Source organism: Paenibacillus sp. F4, assembly GCF_002894905.1.
GTDB lineage: Bacteria > Bacillota > Bacilli > Paenibacillales > Paenibacillaceae > Paenibacillus > Paenibacillus polymyxa_B.
Genome location: NZ_POVS01000014.1, coordinates 332,853 through 347,813 on the forward strand (window position 1 = coordinate 332,853; position 14,961 = coordinate 347,813).

Sequence of the window (14,961 nt, forward strand, 5' to 3'; positions counted from 1 at the left end):
TTTGCTTAGAGAGACTCGATTCCCCATTCTTTATATAAGTCGTTAAGCTCATGTGATGTCTTTGTAACAAAACTCTTAATCAAATCTTCTTTTAAATAAATTGGGGTAATCTGGGGTTCATTGTCCTTATTGCGTAGCCACTGTAGTTTTATATCTCGGTATTGGCTTACTTCAATTTGAGTTAACAATGGTTCAATACTATAGGCATTTCCTACATAGAGCTTGTTTAGAACGGCTTCCAGCCCATTCTTTTCTCCTAATTAAATTAAATTCCACCTGATTTGACTCAATATTATAAACTTTTCTTATTTCATCTTTTTTTCCTCGGTACTCACGTTCAAAATTCGAATAAACTGTTTCCGTCCATCTTATGTCCGCATAGATATGAGCAAAATACCCCAGTATGTAATCTTTCCAGTTAGTCTCATCATTTAGGTTTAAGTAATACTGGCATCTTTCCTTAAGTACTTCAATACTAGGAAATCTTTCTTCACAAACAAAATGTGTAATACCCTTTTCACTTCTTGTCACATTCCCTCTTACATGGACAGCATCTGGAGCAATACTCCCAATTAAGAAACTATACCTCGATTACTTTAAAGTGCTTATGTCACTTTATAGTGCGTACTTCCTATGTATGGTTAGTTGATGCAAAATAATGTTGTACAAAGAATGTACAGAAGGAGCTGAAACACTATGAATAATGAATCTACAACAACACGCAAAGTCGCCTTGGTCGTAGGTGCGAATGGTGTTATCGGTCGCAACCTCATTGATCACCTCATCTCTCTTCCTGATTGGGACGTGATCGGCGTATCGCGTCGCGGTGGAGAATCTAGCAACCATGTTCGATATGTGGCTGCGGATCTACTCAATATAGACGATCTTCACGAGAAGTTAAGCGATTTAACTGGGGTAACACACATTTTTTATGCTGCTTACCAAGACCGTCAAACTTGGGCTGAACTTGTTCCACCGAACCTCGCCATGTTAGTGAACATCGTAGAAGTGATCGAACCAATCGCGTCGGGCTTGAAACATGTCAGTCTGATGCAGGGATACAAGGTATACGGCGCACATCTCGGCCCGTTCAAAACTCCTGCTCGTGAGACAGACGCTAACCACATGCCTCCTGAGTTCAATATTGATCAGCAAGATTTCTTAGAACAACGGCAAAAAGGTAAGGCTTGGACTTGGTCTGCACTCCGTCCTTCTGTAGTCTGCGGCTTCTCGCTTGGAAATCCGATGAACCTCGCAATGGTCATAGCGATTTACGCTTCAATTTCTAAGGAACTGGGAATACCTTTGCGGTTTCCAGGTAAGTCGGGAGCTTACAACAGCCTCTTGGAGATGACAGACGCTGGGCTTCTCGCAAAGGCAACAGTATGGGCGGCGACCGACGAGCGCTGTGCGAATCAGGCATTCAACATTACGAACGGCGATCTGTTCCGTTGGAATGAGTTATGGCCGAAGATCGCTCAATACTTTGGTATGGAAACAGCGCCTCCGTTGCAGATGTCTCTGGACGTTGTCATGGAGGACAAGGAGCAGCTTTGGAACAAAATGGTTGAGAAGCATGGGCTTGCTCGGAATTCCTATAAAGACGTATCCTCTTGGCTATTCGGCGATTTCGTGTTTGCATGGGATTACGATTTTTTTGCCGACGGAACTAAGGCTCGTCGTTTAGGCTTTCACGAATTCGTCGATACCGAGGCAATGTTTATGAACATCTTCAACGACTTCCGCAAGCGCAAAGTCATCCCGTAAACTACCGTATAAAATAAGAAAGCCGACCTTGTACTGGGTCGGTTTCTTAACTTTTATTTACGTCTGTAAGCATTGGATTAGCCAGAACAGTAGCCTTTCCCTCGTACTTTCTCTCTATATGCGAATCCCCCCAACGGCACATCAGATGTAGGAGTTCCTTTAGACTCCAGCCGTAGTCTGTCAACTCATACTCAACTCTAGGTGGTACCTGATTATAGGAAATACGTAAGATGACGCCCTCTTCTTCAAGCTCCCGAAGGTGCTGCGTTAACATCTTTTGAGTAATTGCGGGAATCAAGCTCTTAAATTCATTATTACGTTTCTTACCGAATGTCAAATGAAAGAGAATAACAGGTTTCCATTTCCCACCAATCACCTCTAAAGTTGCCTCAACTGCAGTGTTGTAAATTTTTTCAGTCTTTTTCACACAACTTGCCCCTTTTCGAATATTTCGACATAGGTCATTGGTAACTCCTGATGAATTGGAGCCATTAAATGTCCCTATTAAACATTATAACGACAACCAAAATATTAGGCTATCCTGCCCGTTACTTCAATGAAAGAGGGAGCATTTGCCGCGGCAGTGTGCTCTCTGTTCTAAATTCAACTATCGTTTTCCGTTAGTTGAACCCCGAATTAAGTTTTGCTTACATTCCGTAAAAGTATTTCCCTTCCCTTTACTAGTTTCGTTATATTTTGAACCTTTTTATGCTTTTAGACGCTTTTAGAGGATGTATGAAAACTAACGACAGAATATAGTAGCATGAACACCATCGGTTTTTGCATAACGTTTAATCATTTTGGCAAGTTCATTTTGCTGCTTAGTAATTATTTCAGATATTTGGTCCTCCCCGTGCCGTCATTCTTTGTAGTTCGATTATAGTCCATATGTATCTGGTAAATAGGTGGTAGTGAGAGGATTAGGCAAACATTTGGCACGAACGGGATAACGATCGCTTTGTCATCTGGTGCATAATAAGGATGTGAAGTGGGTGTCTGTTATGAATATGGATTGTAGTTGATTTACACATAATAATTAAAAATACTGGAGGATTTTATATGCAAAAAGTAACTTTGAACAATGGGATTGAGATGCCTATACTCGGTTTTGGTGTTTATCAGATCCAAGATGCAAATGAATGTGAACAAAGTGTTTATGACGCTATTATGGCAGGCTATCGGTTGATAGATACCGCTGCCTCTTATTTAAATGAAGAAGCCGTTGGCAGAGCGATCGAACGTAGTGGCGTGACAAGAGAGGAACTATTTATCACTACGAAACTTTGGGTTCAGGATGGGGCAATGTCCGAGAGAAGTTCTTCCCGATTATGAGTTGACTTAAACTATGGTTTAAGTCGTATGATGTTCCTGTCGACAGAGTTAGATACAATTTGGAGGTCTCCAGATGAAGTATTGTTCCATTAGCGAAGTTTCAGCCAAATTCAATATTCCAGAATCAACGTTACGTTATTATGAAAAAAAAGGACTCCTGCCATTAATCGAGCGTGATGAAGCTGGAAGGCGGTTATTTTCAGAAAACCAGATGGCGCTCCTTGAAACGGTTATTTGTTTAAAAAACACGCATATGCCCATTAGCCATATTAAGCAGTATATTGATTGGATATTAGAAGGAAATAGCACCCTCGAAACCCGGCTTAACATGATGCAGAATCACAAGCAAGCTGTACTCGATGAAATTTCGATGATGACAGAATCCTTAAAGGGAATAGACTTTAAAATTACACGATATACAAATCAGATTCAGGAAAGAAATGAAAACGGATAGAGGAGAGAAAATATAATGAAACTTTCAGGAAATACAATACTCATTACAGGCGGAAGTTCTGGAATCGGTTTAGCTTTTGCAGAGCGTTTTATCAAAGCTGGAAATACAGTCATTGTTACCGGACGACGTGAACAGGTACTTCAGCAGGCAAACGAAAAGTTTCCTAACCTTATTACTCGTGTAAGTGATTTGGATAGTGAACCCGAGCGTATCGCATTGTTTGATTGGGTAACAGCCAACTATCCAGAAATCAATGTGTTAGTCAACAACGCCGGTATTCAACAACGCTTTAATGTACTCAAAACGGATGCGAAGCATCATTGGAATGATATCAGTAAAGAAATTACAACGAACATTGAAGCACCTTTCCATCTATCCATGCTGTTCGCTCCATACTTTGCAACAAAAGAAGAGGCGACGATTATTAACGTCACTTCCGGGTTGGCCTTTACGCCGTTTGTGATTGCTCCGATCTATTCGGCAACGAAAGCGGCACTTCATTCATTTACCATCAGCCTGAGACACCAACTTTCAGATACGTCTGTAGAAGTAATTGAAGTTGCTCCTCCGGCAGTGAGTACAAATTTAGGTGGAGCCGGGCTGCATACGCATGGAGAACCATTGGATGCCTTCGCAGATGGAATATTCAAAGGATTGGAAGAGGGCAAACATGAAATCGGATACGGCACTTCTGTGGCTCGCTTACGCATGTCACGAGATGAAGTGGACCAATACGTAGAAAATATGTATAACGCAACGAAAAACTCTATTGAATAACTCGTTTTCGAGAAAAGCACTACTAGAAAATGCAGACTCGCCACTGTTATGGCGAGTTTCTTTAATATCTTATCCTTCTCAAGCTAAACGGTAATGTCAGGAAGGATATGTTAGAAAGTCGCTCAATAATTTACCCACCCTGGGTTCTGTAAAAAAACAGCATTCAGTTCATTCGCTTTATCGTAGAGTAACTTGCTCGTTCACCATTCGCATCGCTACTTTCCCCAGCACGCCTGCCCGCTTGGTGCCGAAAATGATCAATAACTGCAAAAAATTTTCATCATCACCACAATGCGTAGAAGGCCACCAAAGTAATCGGCGGCCTGATTGTCAGTAATTCAACTACCGTGTCTCGTTAGTTGATACATATTAAACTCAGAAATATCAGCGCGGTCTCTGTTTTATATTTACCTTTTTACCGAAAAACACGGCATTTCTTTCCCTCTATGCAACCTGCGTAATAACAAGGTGCGCGGAAACTGGTCTTGTTCCTCCAGCTAATGGAGTGATCGTGAGTGCCGCGGCATTGCCAGCAGGATTTCGCACTGTGAGTACTGAATTAATGACCGTTGTTTGCACAAGAGCCATTCCTACTATTTGAGAAGTACCTGTTGCACGCCCGACCACCGTATAAGCCAGGTCAGCGCCGTTGAGTGTTAAAATGAGTTGACCCGGTTCATTTACACCTACCTGAAACAGAACCTGATAAGTACCAATTGCAGCCAGGTTAAATGAGCTCGCATTTACACGCGTAATTTCAGTCCCACTGATTGGACCATCTTGCGGAAAACTTACGTCCGTGTCGGGAGCAACAGTTGCTGCATTATCAGGAGGCATCAAGGCAAAAAAGTCTGCAAAGCCTAATACTCCACCTGCCGGCCCTGCGGGTCCCGCTGGGCCTGTTGCTCCTGCTGGTCCTGTTAGTCCTGTTGCTCCTACTGGTCCCGCTGGTCCTACCGGTCCTACCGGTCCTGCTGGTCCCGCTGGTCCTGCTGGTCCCGCTGGTCCTGCCAACCCAGCTGCGCCAATTGCTCCTGCAATCCCTGCCAATCCTTGGGGGCCAAGTGCTCCTGCAAGTCCTTCGGGTCCGAGTGCCCCTATCGCTCCTGCAATCCCTGCCAATCCTTGGGGGCCAAGTGCTCCTGCCAGTCCTTGGGGGCCAAGTGCGCCAAGTGCTCCTGCAATCCCTGCCAATCCTTGGGGGCCAAGTGCTCCTGCAAGTCCTTCGGGACCAAGTGCGCCTATCGCTCCTGCAAGCCCTGCCAATCCTTGGGGGCCAAGTGCTCCTGCCAGTCCTTCGGGTCCGAGTGCCCCTATCGCTCCTGCAAGCCCTGCCAATCCTTGGGGGCCAAGTGCTCCTGCCAGTCCTTCGGGACCAAGTGCGCCTATTGCTCCTGCAAGCCCTGCCAATCCTTGGGGGCCAAGTGCTCCTGCAAGTCCTTGAGGTCCAGCTTCTGCAATTGCTCCCGCAAGTCCTTGAAGTAATTGCTGACCTTTAGGTGGGGGACACGGTACCCGCACTATTTTTTTAATAACTAGAAGACGTCGTTTCTTTTTCTTACCTTTTGGATGGCAAACAATTGCGGTTTTCTTTTTGCACGATTTTTTTTTATCCAGAAAACTCAACAGTTTCTTTTTTCTTTTCTTTTGGATGACAAACAATTGTGGTTTTCTTTTTGCACGATTTTTTTTATCCAGACAACTCAACAACGACACCTCCCTATAAATATAGTTCAGTGTACGTGAGTTGTTTATTTTAGGCATGGACGAATGGCCGGTTATTCGCTAGACTAAAAACCATTTTTAGAATATTGGGTGTTTAGTAGGGTGATGTTATACCACAAACCACAACACTCTTTCAGTATGATTACATAATTTAAATCATCCTTCACTGTGTCAACCAAAATCACATTTGAGTCTTTTTTTGTACCTCACAGTGGCAGTGTGCTCCCTGTTCTAAATTCAAGTATCGTTCCCGTTCTGTGATAAATACAACAAAGCGTTCGACTCCGTAATATTTTTCTCCTAGGCTCACTATCCTGAAACCAATCCTGCTCACATCTTGATCCACCTTGTAGATTCTTCTGGTAAGCGCCTGGTCATCATCGGTCCATGATATTTGGATCTGTTTGCGGGTTTTTGAGTGCAGGCAGTAGAATACCATCGATTAGCGCTGTGAAGAAAGGCTTGTCGAACGGTTTGCGCTGGATGAGGCCGCGAAAAGAAGCCATTGAAGTAATGACCTGGCAAGCCATCTCAATGTCCGCGTGAGCAGGAATTTCACCGCGGACGACGGCTCGGTTCATAAGCTCGCGGTTTACAACAACCCATGGCTCGAAAATCCCGGCTGTTCCTGCTTCGGCAAATTCCGGATGCTGCAAAAAGGAGCCTAGGCCCGCTAGGACTCGAAATTTTCGTTCTTCTTCCGCGATCGATTGCGGCTTCAAAAGCACGAGGAGATCTTCGCGCAAGGTTCCTGTATCAGGCAAGCTTTCGAGCTCAAGATGATTTCGATTCATCCATGCCAAGGCGTCTCGGACTAACTCCGCCTTGGAAGACCAGCGGCGGTAAACCGTCGCCTTCCCAGCCTTTGCTCGAGCCGCGACCATGTCCATTGTCATACCATCGAAACTCGTATCGGCGAGGATGGCGATTGCCGCCTCAAGGATTTTATCATCCCGCGTGTGATCTCGCTTGCGGCCCAATGTTTGCGCAGGCTTTTCTGCCACAACCTCAGATAATTCGCTCCTCTCAGACATTTTCTTTTTTATTTTACTCATAAACTTAGCTCCTTTTAAAATATATATTTAGGAACTTATCAGTTCCGGAACTTTACAGTTTCGTTTTTGTGTGATTTAATATCATTATCCCACATCCAACGGGAAATATATAGATGGTACCCCATACCAAAAAGGAGATTACGACCATGCAGGACAAACCCGTAGCCTTGATCACCGGTGCCAATAAAGGAATAGGTTTACAAATTGCGAAAGATCTAGCGGAACACGGCTTCACCGTGCTCGTCGGATCACGCAGCCTCGAGAATGGAGAAACTGCCTCCAAAAGCATCGGTTCGGATGCGCACGCTCTCCAGCTCGACGTTACCGATCAGGACTCCATTGTTGCTGCAGCAGAGCGTATTCGGAACGAATTTGGTCGTCTCGATGTACTTGTGAACAATGCAGCCATATCACACGCAGGTAAACCGGGAAATCCGTTTCCGAGCAGTGGCGCGACGAGCGGTCTTTTGACCGTTGCTTCGCTCGAAGACATTCGTTCGGTTTATGAAACTAATGTTTTTGGTGTCATTGCTGTCACCCAGGCCATGTTGCCACTTTTACGTGAGGCTTCGGCAGCACGCATCGTCAACATGGGCAGCACCGGCGGCTCCCTTAGCTGGAACTCCATTCCGGAAAACTCACATCGTGCGATGTTTGGGGCCTATTCGGCATCAAAATCGGCTGTTCATGCGGTCACACTTGCCTTTGCCTTTGCGCTTGAATCGACAAACATCAAGGTCAATGCGGCATGTCCAGGTTTTACATCGACTGCGCTCAATAATTTTGCTGGCACTCGTAGTGTTGAACAAGGGGCGCGTGAAGCGGTCCGGCTTGCGATGATTGGTGCGGACGGTCCAACAGGAACGTTTTCAGATGAGGATGGACCCATCGCGTGGTAATTATAATTTATACAAACAATGATTAGTAGCTTAAGGGGGATTTCATGATGCGTGTTTTCGTAACAGGAGCAACAGGTTACATCGGTTCCGCTGTCGTCCGTGAACTCATTGATGCGGGTCATCAGGTCGTCGGTCTTGTGCGCTCAGACAATAGCGCTGCGAAACTAAAAGAGGCCGGGGCCGAAGTACACCGCGGTGACATCGACGATCTCGACAGCCTTCGTAGTGGTGCGGCTGCTGCGGATGGCATTATTCATCTGGCATTCAATCACGACTTCTCGAACTTCGCCAGGGCACTCACAGCAGATCTGCACGCCGTCGAAGCGATGGGGACGGCGCTGGAAGGGTCCGGGAAGCCGTTCGTGATCACCACGCACGCCAATGGAGTGGCAGCAGAAAACGTAATGTTATTGCTGGCTGAGCGCGGAGTGCGGACATCGATCGTAGAGCTTTGTCCTTCGGTACACGGTGAGGGGGACACAGGATTTGTGCCGAGACTGATCAACATTGCCAAAACGAAGGGCTTCTCAGCCTATGTGGAAGAGGGGAGCAACCGCTGGCCGGCTGTGCACCGCCTTGACGCCGCACATCTATACCGCCTTGCGTTAGAAAAGGCACCCGCAGGTTCACGACTAAATGGGGTCGCAGATGAAGGCGTGCCATTTCGCGACATCGCAAGTGTTATCGGTAAACACCTGAACGTGCCTGTAGTCAGCATTTCACGTGAAGAAGCAGACACCCACTTCGGCTTCCTCAGCACACTTGCAGCGCTCGATATCCCGAGATCAAGCGTTGCAACTCAGGAACTTCTGGGATGGCGGCCTGTGCAACCTGCACTGATCCACGACCTTGAACAGTCTCACTACTTCAACAACTGATTGGAGACGAGACCGAGAATCGATCTTGGGCCGCTTAATAAAGCACTTGAGAAAAGCGAAGCAAGACATGGACTAACAACAACATGTATAAAATAGAAGTTTGCATATTAAAACGAGATCAACACAAGTGCATACCACACTAAGTGTTGTTATCCTCATTCGCATCAAACTATTCTGGCTAATCGTATTGTTAGGTCACTTCCCCAAGAAAATTTTTCATCTTCACTTATGGTATGGTTCACCGCGTTGGCTGAAGGGGCAAGTTCTCAAAAAAATAGTCTCCTTATCAGAGACTACCCGCGATCTTCCTGTTTGATAATCATACGATAAGCGGTAGCTTTTCCTCTTCTTTCTAGAATTTTTTCAATCAAAATTGCTTTTCATCATTCTTTCAATAAAGGGCCATCCTTTTGCGGGATAACCCTTTATTTGATTTCACATTTTTTTGCAAAGTGAATAAGGGGCTGGATTCCTCCATTTGCGCTTTTGCTTACTTTAATATTGTCCTTTAATTACAAAAAACGAGCCCCTGATTGTTCCAGCTAGTTTAGACTTCTGCCTAGCAAACTTAAACTTCCCTTCTAACTCTTTTGGTACCTCCATCCCCTCAGAAAGCTTAAAACCAACGGCCCGCTTTTTAGGGTCATCCACCGTATACATGACATTGATTGCAAGACCATCCTCATAAAAAACGTAGGTAAATTGGATATTTTCCACTTGAAAACGCGACGTTTCTAAAGGTTTAGCCGCAAACGCAATATCACGTTCTTCTATCAAAATTCGGTTCACATAATCAAGGCTCTCCTGGCTTTCGCTAGCTGGTACAACCATAAATTCATACTTGTATTTGTTCATAAAATAACGGGCTTCATTAGCACGTAAACCAGCAAGCGCTTCTGCTACAGGTGAAGACTCTAAACCAACCGTAGATACATCTTTAAAATCAACGAGATACGACATTTCCATTCCTCCTCTTCTCTCTTTACGCCCTAACAGCTTCCGCATTTCACCAAAATCGAATTCATTTTTCAAGTTGTTGACAAACACACTTATAGCCAGACTTTAAATAAATTCTCTTATCTACCACATAGTATACCAAAATTGATTCAAGAGAAGATTTTGAATGGCGAATTTGTTAGTTTGTTAAATAGTGTTTACATAGACTGGTATTCACAAACACCGCTTTAAATATTCGACCAGCGAGATAATACGATGCTGCCTATAGTTCCTCGAAGTCGGGAAATTAAGGGCTCAGAGTATGTCCTACCAAAAAAATCTCGGCCTGTGCCCTATACTTCCATTAAGGAGGTTCAGATTCACAAGCCAAAACATTTTCATTCATGATGGTGGTCGTTAGGCCATGTTTGTTTGGAAAGCCTCTCTACATGGAAGGGGAGTACCCGCATACGTAAACCAAATGAGTACGATGCCTATCTATCATGAAAATATAGATACATAGCTGAAGAATCATATCGTGCCTGTAATTGCGCTAAACTTTGTAACGGTTATACACGAGCGCCAAATGAAAAAAATCGCCGGAGACGACAAGTTGTTGCGGCAGATGATCGCGGCTATGGACGAAGGCTTTCGCGTGTTAGAGGCCTTACGATATCCGCTAACGCCGGCCGCGCAAGCTTCACTAATCCGCAAACGACCGGCGTTGATGCGCCTTTTTATGAAAATTTATCATAGGATGCCTATCAGTCGGCTGGTTGACGGACCCGTAGGGGAAATCGTAGCTTTGAGCCGCGTGTTTCACCTTTTGAAGGAACAGACCCGGGTCCCTACACCCAACTGGGACGAATTGGGGAAGTGTTTTGAGGCCAAGGTCAACCGTTCGTAACTTCTACCCGAGGAGTAATCAACCGATGATGATCCTAGTTCTACAAAGAAAACTTTGAAGCATTATAAAACAAGGGGCGTTCAGTTGCTTGAATCTTTGAAACTTAACGCGACAGCATGACGCGTTTACCGGTCTATATATTCAAATTAAGCTGCAGTTCCAAGACGCATTGGATCAGATGTCTCCTGAATACAAGGGTGTTTATCGGGGATCTTCATTCTGCGGTGTCGTTTTAAAACCTTGTTGGAGTTCCCGACCTCTGATGCCGCTCTGAAAACCGGTGTCTGATAAAAATATAGTATTAGACTGGATTAAATATAGAAATAGCGATAGCTTTGGACTGAAAAAAGGAAAGTCCCAAACTACCGCTGTTCTTTATTTAACTAACGTTTCCCGTTAGCTTAAGTACATTAATTCACTATCTTATTCTCCAGACCATGACATTTAAAGTTATAGTTAGGATTTTTCATAACCTCTTCTTTCTGAAGTTCATACATGGCAATTTTATAGTTTATTTCTTCCAAGTGTTTAAAACTTTCGTCAATTTTCTTCTGTACTCCCAATTTATGCTGCATCAACATTTCTTCTCTTTGCAAAAAGGTACTATTTCCCGATTCATAAAGTTCCTTGTAATCTTTTATTTTTGAAAGAGGCATTCCTGTCTCTTTGAGACAACGAATAAAAGAAATCCAATCTAATTGTTGTTCGTTATAAACTCTACGGCCTTTTTCGTCACGAGATATATTTGGTAATATCCCTTGCTCTTCATAAAACCTAAGTGTCTTTGCAGATACATTTAAATTCTCCACTACATATGTCATTGAATACAACATCTACTTGTCCCACCTTTAGTTACAGTTACTGTAACTAAATATATATCATAAAGAGAATGACAACAACAACAATTCTATATGTAATCATATAAAAATAAACCCTTGACTTACCGTAACGGCAACCAATTAAACTGAAATAGAAAAGAAAATATGAGAGCGAGGTTAATGAAATGAATCAGAAATACAGTAGGTTATTTGAATCCTTCACATTCAAAAATGGAATAACAATTAAGAATAGTATCGTTATGGCACCTATGACAACCTGGTCAAGTAATGACGATCTTACCATTTCGGATGACGAAGTAAAGTATTACAAACAAAGAGTGAATGGAGTAGGACTCGTCATTACAGGGTGTACTCATGTTACACCTAATGGGCAGGGTTTTACAAATGAATTCGCTGGGTATAATGACGAATTTACTCCAAGTTTACGAAAATTAGCTGAGGCAGCGAAAAGTGGAGGCGCTCCTGCGATCCTACAGATTTTCCATGCTGGCAATAAAGCCGTGCCTGGATTGGATGCAGTTAGTGCGAGTGCATTGCAACCCGAAGTTACTAATTTAGGTTCAACTTCAGAAACAAGAGAACTATCACATGAGGAGATCTTGTCGATTGTACGTGCTTTTGGAGACACAACAAGACGAGCAATTGAGGCCGGATTTGATGGCGTCGAAATCCATGGGGCTCATGGATTTTTAATTCAGAATTTTTGGTCGCCAGCGACAAATCAACGGACGGACCAATGGGGAGGATCACTTGAAAATCGCTTGCGTTTTCCATTGGCAATTATTAGAGAAATCAAAAATGTCATTGAAAAACATGCTACAAAACCTTTCATTTTAGGATTCCGATTCTCCCCTGAAGAATCCTCCAAAGTGGACGGATTACGTATGAAAGACACGTATGAATTAATTGATATTCTTGTTGAACAGGATTTAGATTATATACATGCTTCATTAGATAATGTGTCTTCAAAGCCAGTAGATAGTCAAGATGAAAAAACACGGCTTGAATTAATTCTTGAAAGAGCAAACGGTAAGGTACCTGTGATGGCTGCTGGTTCCATAATAACACCGGATGATGCTCTTAAAGCTATGGAATTAGGTTTGCCGCTCGTCGCCATTGGGCATGCGTTAATTATGGATCCTAACTGGATTGAAAAGGTCGCAAATGGACGTGAATCCGAGGTAGATTCTGAATTTATCGTTTCGAAACTCGACCAGCTTAATATTCCAGAAAAACTTTGGAATGTAATTCAAGCAATGCCAGGTTGGTTTAATATTAGTAAATAGAGAGTAGTCCTAAAGGCTACTCAGATTGACGAGAAACCCATGTCTTTTATGAGACTTCGGGTTTCTTTTGCTGATTCTAAGGTGCTCCGTCCATCCGTAGTTCGGTAGGGCAATTCTTGCTGTTGCGGACACACATACTGCGTATGTTTCGATCTTGAAGGCCTTTGCAAATAGGCGGCGTTAAATAACCTGAATCTAAGACTACCGCTCCAGAATATTGTACGTTAACCTGCCCGTTAGTTTAATAAAAAGAGCAGACTTGAAGCGCCTGCTCAACATTGTGTGTTTAACTATCGTTCCTCGTTAGTTGTACGCCCTATCCGTAGAAAGCCTCGTGTGTGCCTGTCATATCTCGCATCGTGATATCCATGGTCACCAGGTCCAGTTGCTTCTCAGACGAAGATGACTCCGGTCAGCGCTTCGCTCAAAGCCCATTGAACGATAGTTAAGCAGATTGAAGTTCTCGATCTGGAGCGGTTGCTTCTCTCGCCGATACCAGAGTTAGGTTGCGGGGTGCTGGAGGCGGGGCAATTTCTGATGAGATTTTCTGTCTGCATGCTGATATTGCCTTGGGGTTTCTACTGGTTGCCATGTCGATAGGAATAGTTTAAAAGTAAAAAAGAAGAGATGGCATAAAATAAGCCATCTCTCCTTTTTCATTTATATAAAGCGGGTGATGAGAATCGAACCCACGCTACCAGCTTGGAAGGCTGGAGTTCTACCAATGAGCTACATCCCGAAATAGATGCCGGTGAGAGGACTCGAACCTCCACGGTTTCCCTCACGATTTTGAGTCGCGCGCGTCTGCCAATTCCGCCACACCGGCTTATGAAGTTAATGGCGTCCCCTGAGAGATTCGAACTCCCGACCTTTTGATTCGTAGTCAAACGCTCTATCCAGCTGAGCTAAGGGGACTAATAAATGGAGCGGACGACGGGAATCGAACCCGCGACCCTCGCCTTGGCAAGGCGATGCTCTACCGCTGAGCCACGTCCGCAAAAACAAGATGCGCGTGGAGGGACTTGAACCCCCACGTCAAAGACGCTAGATCCTAAGTCTAGTGCGTCTGCCAATTCCGCCACACGCGCATACAATGATAATGGTGAGCCATGAAGGACTCGAACCTTCGACACCCTGATTAAAAGTCAGGTGCTCTACCAACTGAGCTAATGGCTCGTAAAACTGGTGGAGGATGATGGATTCGAACCACCGAACCCGTAAGGGAGCAGATTTACAGTCTGATGCGTTTGGCCACTTCGCTAATCCTCCAAAATGGTGCCGGCGAGAGGACTTGAACCCCCAACCTACTGATTACAAGTCAGTTGCTCTACCAGTTGAGCTACACCGGCATATTAAGTTAAATGGCGGAACCGACGGGATTCGAACCCGCGATCTCCTGCGTGACAGGCAGGCATGTTGGGCCTCTACACCACGGTTCCAGAGGCAACTCTCTTAGTTGAAAGTAATTGCGGAGGCAGGATTTGAACCTGCGACCTTCGGGTTATGAGCCCGACGAGCTACCGAACTGCTCCACCCCGCGACATAAAATATGGTGGAGGCTGAGGGGATCGAACCCCCGACCCTCTGCTTGTAAGGCAGATGCTCTCCCAGCTGAGCTAAGCCTCCGAATTACTATGACCCGTAGGGGATTCGAACCCCTGTTACCTCCGTGAAAGGGAGGTGTCTTAACCCCTTGACCAACGGGCCATATATCTATTATTAAGAGCTGGCGGAGAGAGGGATTCGAACCCTCGAGACGCTTTTGGCGCCTACACGATTTCCAATCGTGCTCCTTCAGCCAACTCGGACACCTCTCCACATGGCTCCCCGAACAGGACTCGAACCTGTGACAACTCGATTAACAGTCGAGTGCTCTACCAACTGAGCTATCAGGGAATATTGGTGGAGCCAAGGGGGATCGAACCCCTGACCTCCTGCGTGCAAGGCAGGCGCTCTCCCAGCTGAGCTATAGCCCCATCTAAAAATTAAATTTTGTATGTATAATCAATAGCCTGATAGGCGAAAAAAAATCCCCATTACGGGGTTGCTTGGCGACGTCCTACTCTCCCAGGACCCTGCGGTCCAAGTACCATCGGCGCTGGAGGG

13 protein-coding genes, 14 tRNA genes and 1 pseudogene are annotated in these 14,961 nt (G+C 44.8%); 8 read left to right on the forward strand and 20 right to left on the reverse strand.

Annotated elements, in window-relative coordinates:
* Nucleotides 1-198: 198 nt before the first annotated feature.
* Nucleotides 199-531, reverse strand: a complete 333-nt coding sequence (locus C1T21_RS28050; RefSeq protein ID WP_223822016.1) for a hypothetical protein — start codon at nucleotides 529-531, stop codon at nucleotides 199-201.
* A 165-nt stretch (nucleotides 532-696) separates the two neighbouring features.
* Here C1T21_RS28050 and C1T21_RS16685 point away from each other — a divergent pair, with 165 nt between their 5' ends.
* Nucleotides 697-1,767: an SDR family oxidoreductase gene (locus C1T21_RS16685; protein ID WP_025685980.1), complete on the forward strand. Its 1,071-nt coding sequence runs from the start codon at nucleotides 697-699 to the stop codon at nucleotides 1,765-1,767.
* Between the two features lie 46 nt (nucleotides 1,768-1,813).
* Here the strand turns inward: C1T21_RS16685 and C1T21_RS16690 are convergent, their stop codons facing one another.
* On the reverse strand, nucleotides 1,814-2,194 hold the full coding sequence (locus C1T21_RS16690) for a winged helix-turn-helix transcriptional regulator (protein ID WP_103049044.1): 381 nt from the start codon (nucleotides 2,192-2,194) through the stop codon (nucleotides 1,814-1,816).
* A gap of 632 nt (nucleotides 2,195-2,826) precedes the next feature.
* On the opposite strand from C1T21_RS16690, the pseudogene C1T21_RS16700 reads away from it, so the two are divergent.
* From C1T21_RS16700 to C1T21_RS16710, 3 genes and pseudogenes are all read left to right on the forward strand, one after another.
* A pseudogene (locus tag C1T21_RS16700) lies at nucleotides 2,827-3,063 on the forward strand (aldo/keto reductase); the annotation flags it as partial.
* 109 nt (nucleotides 3,064-3,172) lie between these two features.
* On the forward strand, nucleotides 3,173-3,553 hold the full coding sequence (locus C1T21_RS16705) for a MerR family transcriptional regulator (RefSeq protein WP_103049045.1): 381 nt from the start codon (nucleotides 3,173-3,175) through the stop codon (nucleotides 3,551-3,553).
* 15 nt (nucleotides 3,554-3,568) lie between these two features.
* Nucleotides 3,569-4,330 carry an SDR family oxidoreductase gene (locus C1T21_RS16710; RefSeq protein WP_103049046.1) on the forward strand — a complete coding sequence of 254 codons (762 nt, stop codon included), beginning with the start codon at nucleotides 3,569-3,571 and terminating at the stop codon, nucleotides 4,328-4,330.
* 444 nt (nucleotides 4,331-4,774) lie between these two features.
* Here the strand turns inward: C1T21_RS16710 and C1T21_RS27370 are convergent, their stop codons facing one another.
* Nucleotides 4,775-5,959: a collagen-like domain-containing protein gene (locus C1T21_RS27370; protein ID WP_180984602.1), complete on the reverse strand. Its 1,185-nt coding sequence runs from the start codon at nucleotides 5,957-5,959 to the stop codon at nucleotides 4,775-4,777.
* Nucleotides 5,960-6,432: 473 nt separating this feature from the next.
* A complete protein-coding gene (locus C1T21_RS16720) occupies nucleotides 6,433-7,110 on the reverse strand; it encodes a TetR/AcrR family transcriptional regulator (RefSeq protein ID WP_103049047.1) in 678 nt (225 codons plus the stop codon).
* Between the two features lie 146 nt (nucleotides 7,111-7,256).
* Here C1T21_RS16720 and C1T21_RS16725 point away from each other — a divergent pair, with 146 nt between their 5' ends.
* On the forward strand, nucleotides 7,257-8,009 hold the full coding sequence (locus C1T21_RS16725; protein ID WP_103049048.1) for an SDR family oxidoreductase: 753 nt from the start codon (nucleotides 7,257-7,259) through the stop codon (nucleotides 8,007-8,009).
* A gap of 47 nt (nucleotides 8,010-8,056) precedes the next feature.
* Nucleotides 8,057-8,887: an SDR family oxidoreductase gene (locus C1T21_RS16730; protein WP_103049049.1), complete on the forward strand. Its 831-nt coding sequence runs from the start codon at nucleotides 8,057-8,059 to the stop codon at nucleotides 8,885-8,887.
* Nucleotides 8,888-9,382: 495 nt separating this feature from the next.
* Here C1T21_RS16730 and C1T21_RS16735 read toward each other — a convergent pair whose 3' ends face one another.
* Entirely contained in the window at nucleotides 9,383-9,847 is a 465-nt protein-coding gene (locus C1T21_RS16735; protein WP_103049050.1) for a phage tail protein, read from the reverse strand.
* A gap of 514 nt (nucleotides 9,848-10,361) precedes the next feature.
* On the opposite strand from C1T21_RS16735, the gene C1T21_RS16740 reads away from it, so the two are divergent.
* On the forward strand, nucleotides 10,362-10,730 hold the full coding sequence (locus C1T21_RS16740) for a hypothetical protein (RefSeq protein ID WP_103049051.1): 369 nt from the start codon (nucleotides 10,362-10,364) through the stop codon (nucleotides 10,728-10,730).
* A gap of 410 nt (nucleotides 10,731-11,140) precedes the next feature.
* On the opposite strand, the gene C1T21_RS16745 is transcribed toward C1T21_RS16740, so the two are convergent.
* The gene (locus C1T21_RS16745; RefSeq protein ID WP_103049052.1) at nucleotides 11,141-11,563 is read right to left on the reverse strand and encodes a MerR family transcriptional regulator; all 423 of its coding nucleotides are present in this window, start codon (nucleotides 11,561-11,563) and stop codon (nucleotides 11,141-11,143) included.
* Nucleotides 11,564-11,733: 170 nt separating this feature from the next.
* On the opposite strand from C1T21_RS16745, the gene C1T21_RS16750 reads away from it, so the two are divergent.
* Entirely contained in the window at nucleotides 11,734-12,855 is a 1,122-nt protein-coding gene (locus C1T21_RS16750; RefSeq protein WP_103049053.1) for an NADH-dependent flavin oxidoreductase, read from the forward strand.
* A gap of 746 nt (nucleotides 12,856-13,601) precedes the next feature.
* Here the strand turns inward: C1T21_RS16750 and C1T21_RS16760 are convergent.
* From C1T21_RS16760 to C1T21_RS16825, 14 genes are all read right to left on the reverse strand, one after another.
* Nucleotides 13,602-13,681 (reverse strand) — tRNA-Leu (locus C1T21_RS16760).
* A 12-nt stretch (nucleotides 13,682-13,693) separates the two neighbouring features.
* Nucleotides 13,694-13,770 (reverse strand) — tRNA-Arg (locus tag C1T21_RS16765).
* 7 nt (nucleotides 13,771-13,777) lie between these two features.
* Nucleotides 13,778-13,852: transfer RNA gene (locus tag C1T21_RS16770), tRNA-Gly, on the reverse strand.
* Between the two features lie 10 nt (nucleotides 13,853-13,862).
* A tRNA-Leu gene (locus C1T21_RS16775) sits at nucleotides 13,863-13,943 on the reverse strand.
* 12 nt (nucleotides 13,944-13,955) lie between these two features.
* Nucleotides 13,956-14,031 (reverse strand) — tRNA-Lys (locus tag C1T21_RS16780).
* A gap of 7 nt (nucleotides 14,032-14,038) precedes the next feature.
* Nucleotides 14,039-14,124 (reverse strand) — tRNA-Tyr (locus tag C1T21_RS16785).
* A gap of 4 nt (nucleotides 14,125-14,128) precedes the next feature.
* Nucleotides 14,129-14,204, reverse strand: a tRNA-Thr gene (locus tag C1T21_RS16790).
* Between the two features lie 13 nt (nucleotides 14,205-14,217).
* A tRNA-Asp gene (locus tag C1T21_RS16795) sits at nucleotides 14,218-14,294 on the reverse strand.
* A 27-nt stretch (nucleotides 14,295-14,321) separates the two neighbouring features.
* Nucleotides 14,322-14,395, reverse strand: a tRNA-Met gene (locus tag C1T21_RS16800).
* Between the two features lie 10 nt (nucleotides 14,396-14,405).
* Nucleotides 14,406-14,481: transfer RNA gene (locus tag C1T21_RS16805), tRNA-Val, on the reverse strand.
* Between the two features lie 9 nt (nucleotides 14,482-14,490).
* Nucleotides 14,491-14,562: transfer RNA gene (locus C1T21_RS16810), tRNA-Glu, on the reverse strand.
* Nucleotides 14,563-14,582: 20 nt separating this feature from the next.
* Nucleotides 14,583-14,672, reverse strand: a tRNA-Ser gene (locus tag C1T21_RS16815).
* A gap of 3 nt (nucleotides 14,673-14,675) precedes the next feature.
* Nucleotides 14,676-14,751: transfer RNA gene (locus tag C1T21_RS16820), tRNA-Asn, on the reverse strand.
* 4 nt (nucleotides 14,752-14,755) lie between these two features.
* Nucleotides 14,756-14,831: transfer RNA gene (locus C1T21_RS16825), tRNA-Ala, on the reverse strand.
* Between the last annotated feature and the right edge of the window lie 130 nt (nucleotides 14,832-14,961).

Bases quoted from the DNA above. Each gene is read 5' to 3' on its own strand.
- C1T21_RS16685 (WP_025685980.1), top strand. From the start codon at position 697: ATGAATAATGAATCTACAACAACACGCAAAGTCGCCTTGGTCGTAGGT.
- C1T21_RS16705 (WP_103049045.1), top strand. From the start codon at position 3,173: ATGAAGTATTGTTCCATTAGCGAAGTTTCAGCCAAATTCAATATTCCA.
- C1T21_RS16710 (WP_103049046.1), top strand. From the start codon at position 3,569: ATGAAACTTTCAGGAAATACAATACTCATTACAGGCGGAAGTTCTGGA.
- C1T21_RS16720 (WP_103049047.1), bottom strand. From the start codon at position 7,110: ATGAGTAAAATAAAAAAGAAAATGTCTGAGAGGAGCGAATTATCTGAG.
- C1T21_RS16725 (WP_103049048.1), top strand. From the start codon at position 7,257: ATGCAGGACAAACCCGTAGCCTTGATCACCGGTGCCAATAAAGGAATA.
- C1T21_RS16730 (WP_103049049.1), top strand. From the start codon at position 8,057: ATGCGTGTTTTCGTAACAGGAGCAACAGGTTACATCGGTTCCGCTGTC.
- C1T21_RS16735 (WP_103049050.1), bottom strand. From the start codon at position 9,847: ATGTCGTATCTCGTTGATTTTAAAGATGTATCTACGGTTGGTTTAGAG.
- C1T21_RS16745 (WP_103049052.1), bottom strand. From the start codon at position 11,563: ATGTTGTATTCAATGACATATGTAGTGGAGAATTTAAATGTATCTGCA.
- C1T21_RS16750 (WP_103049053.1), top strand. From the start codon at position 11,734: ATGAATCAGAAATACAGTAGGTTATTTGAATCCTTCACATTCAAAAAT.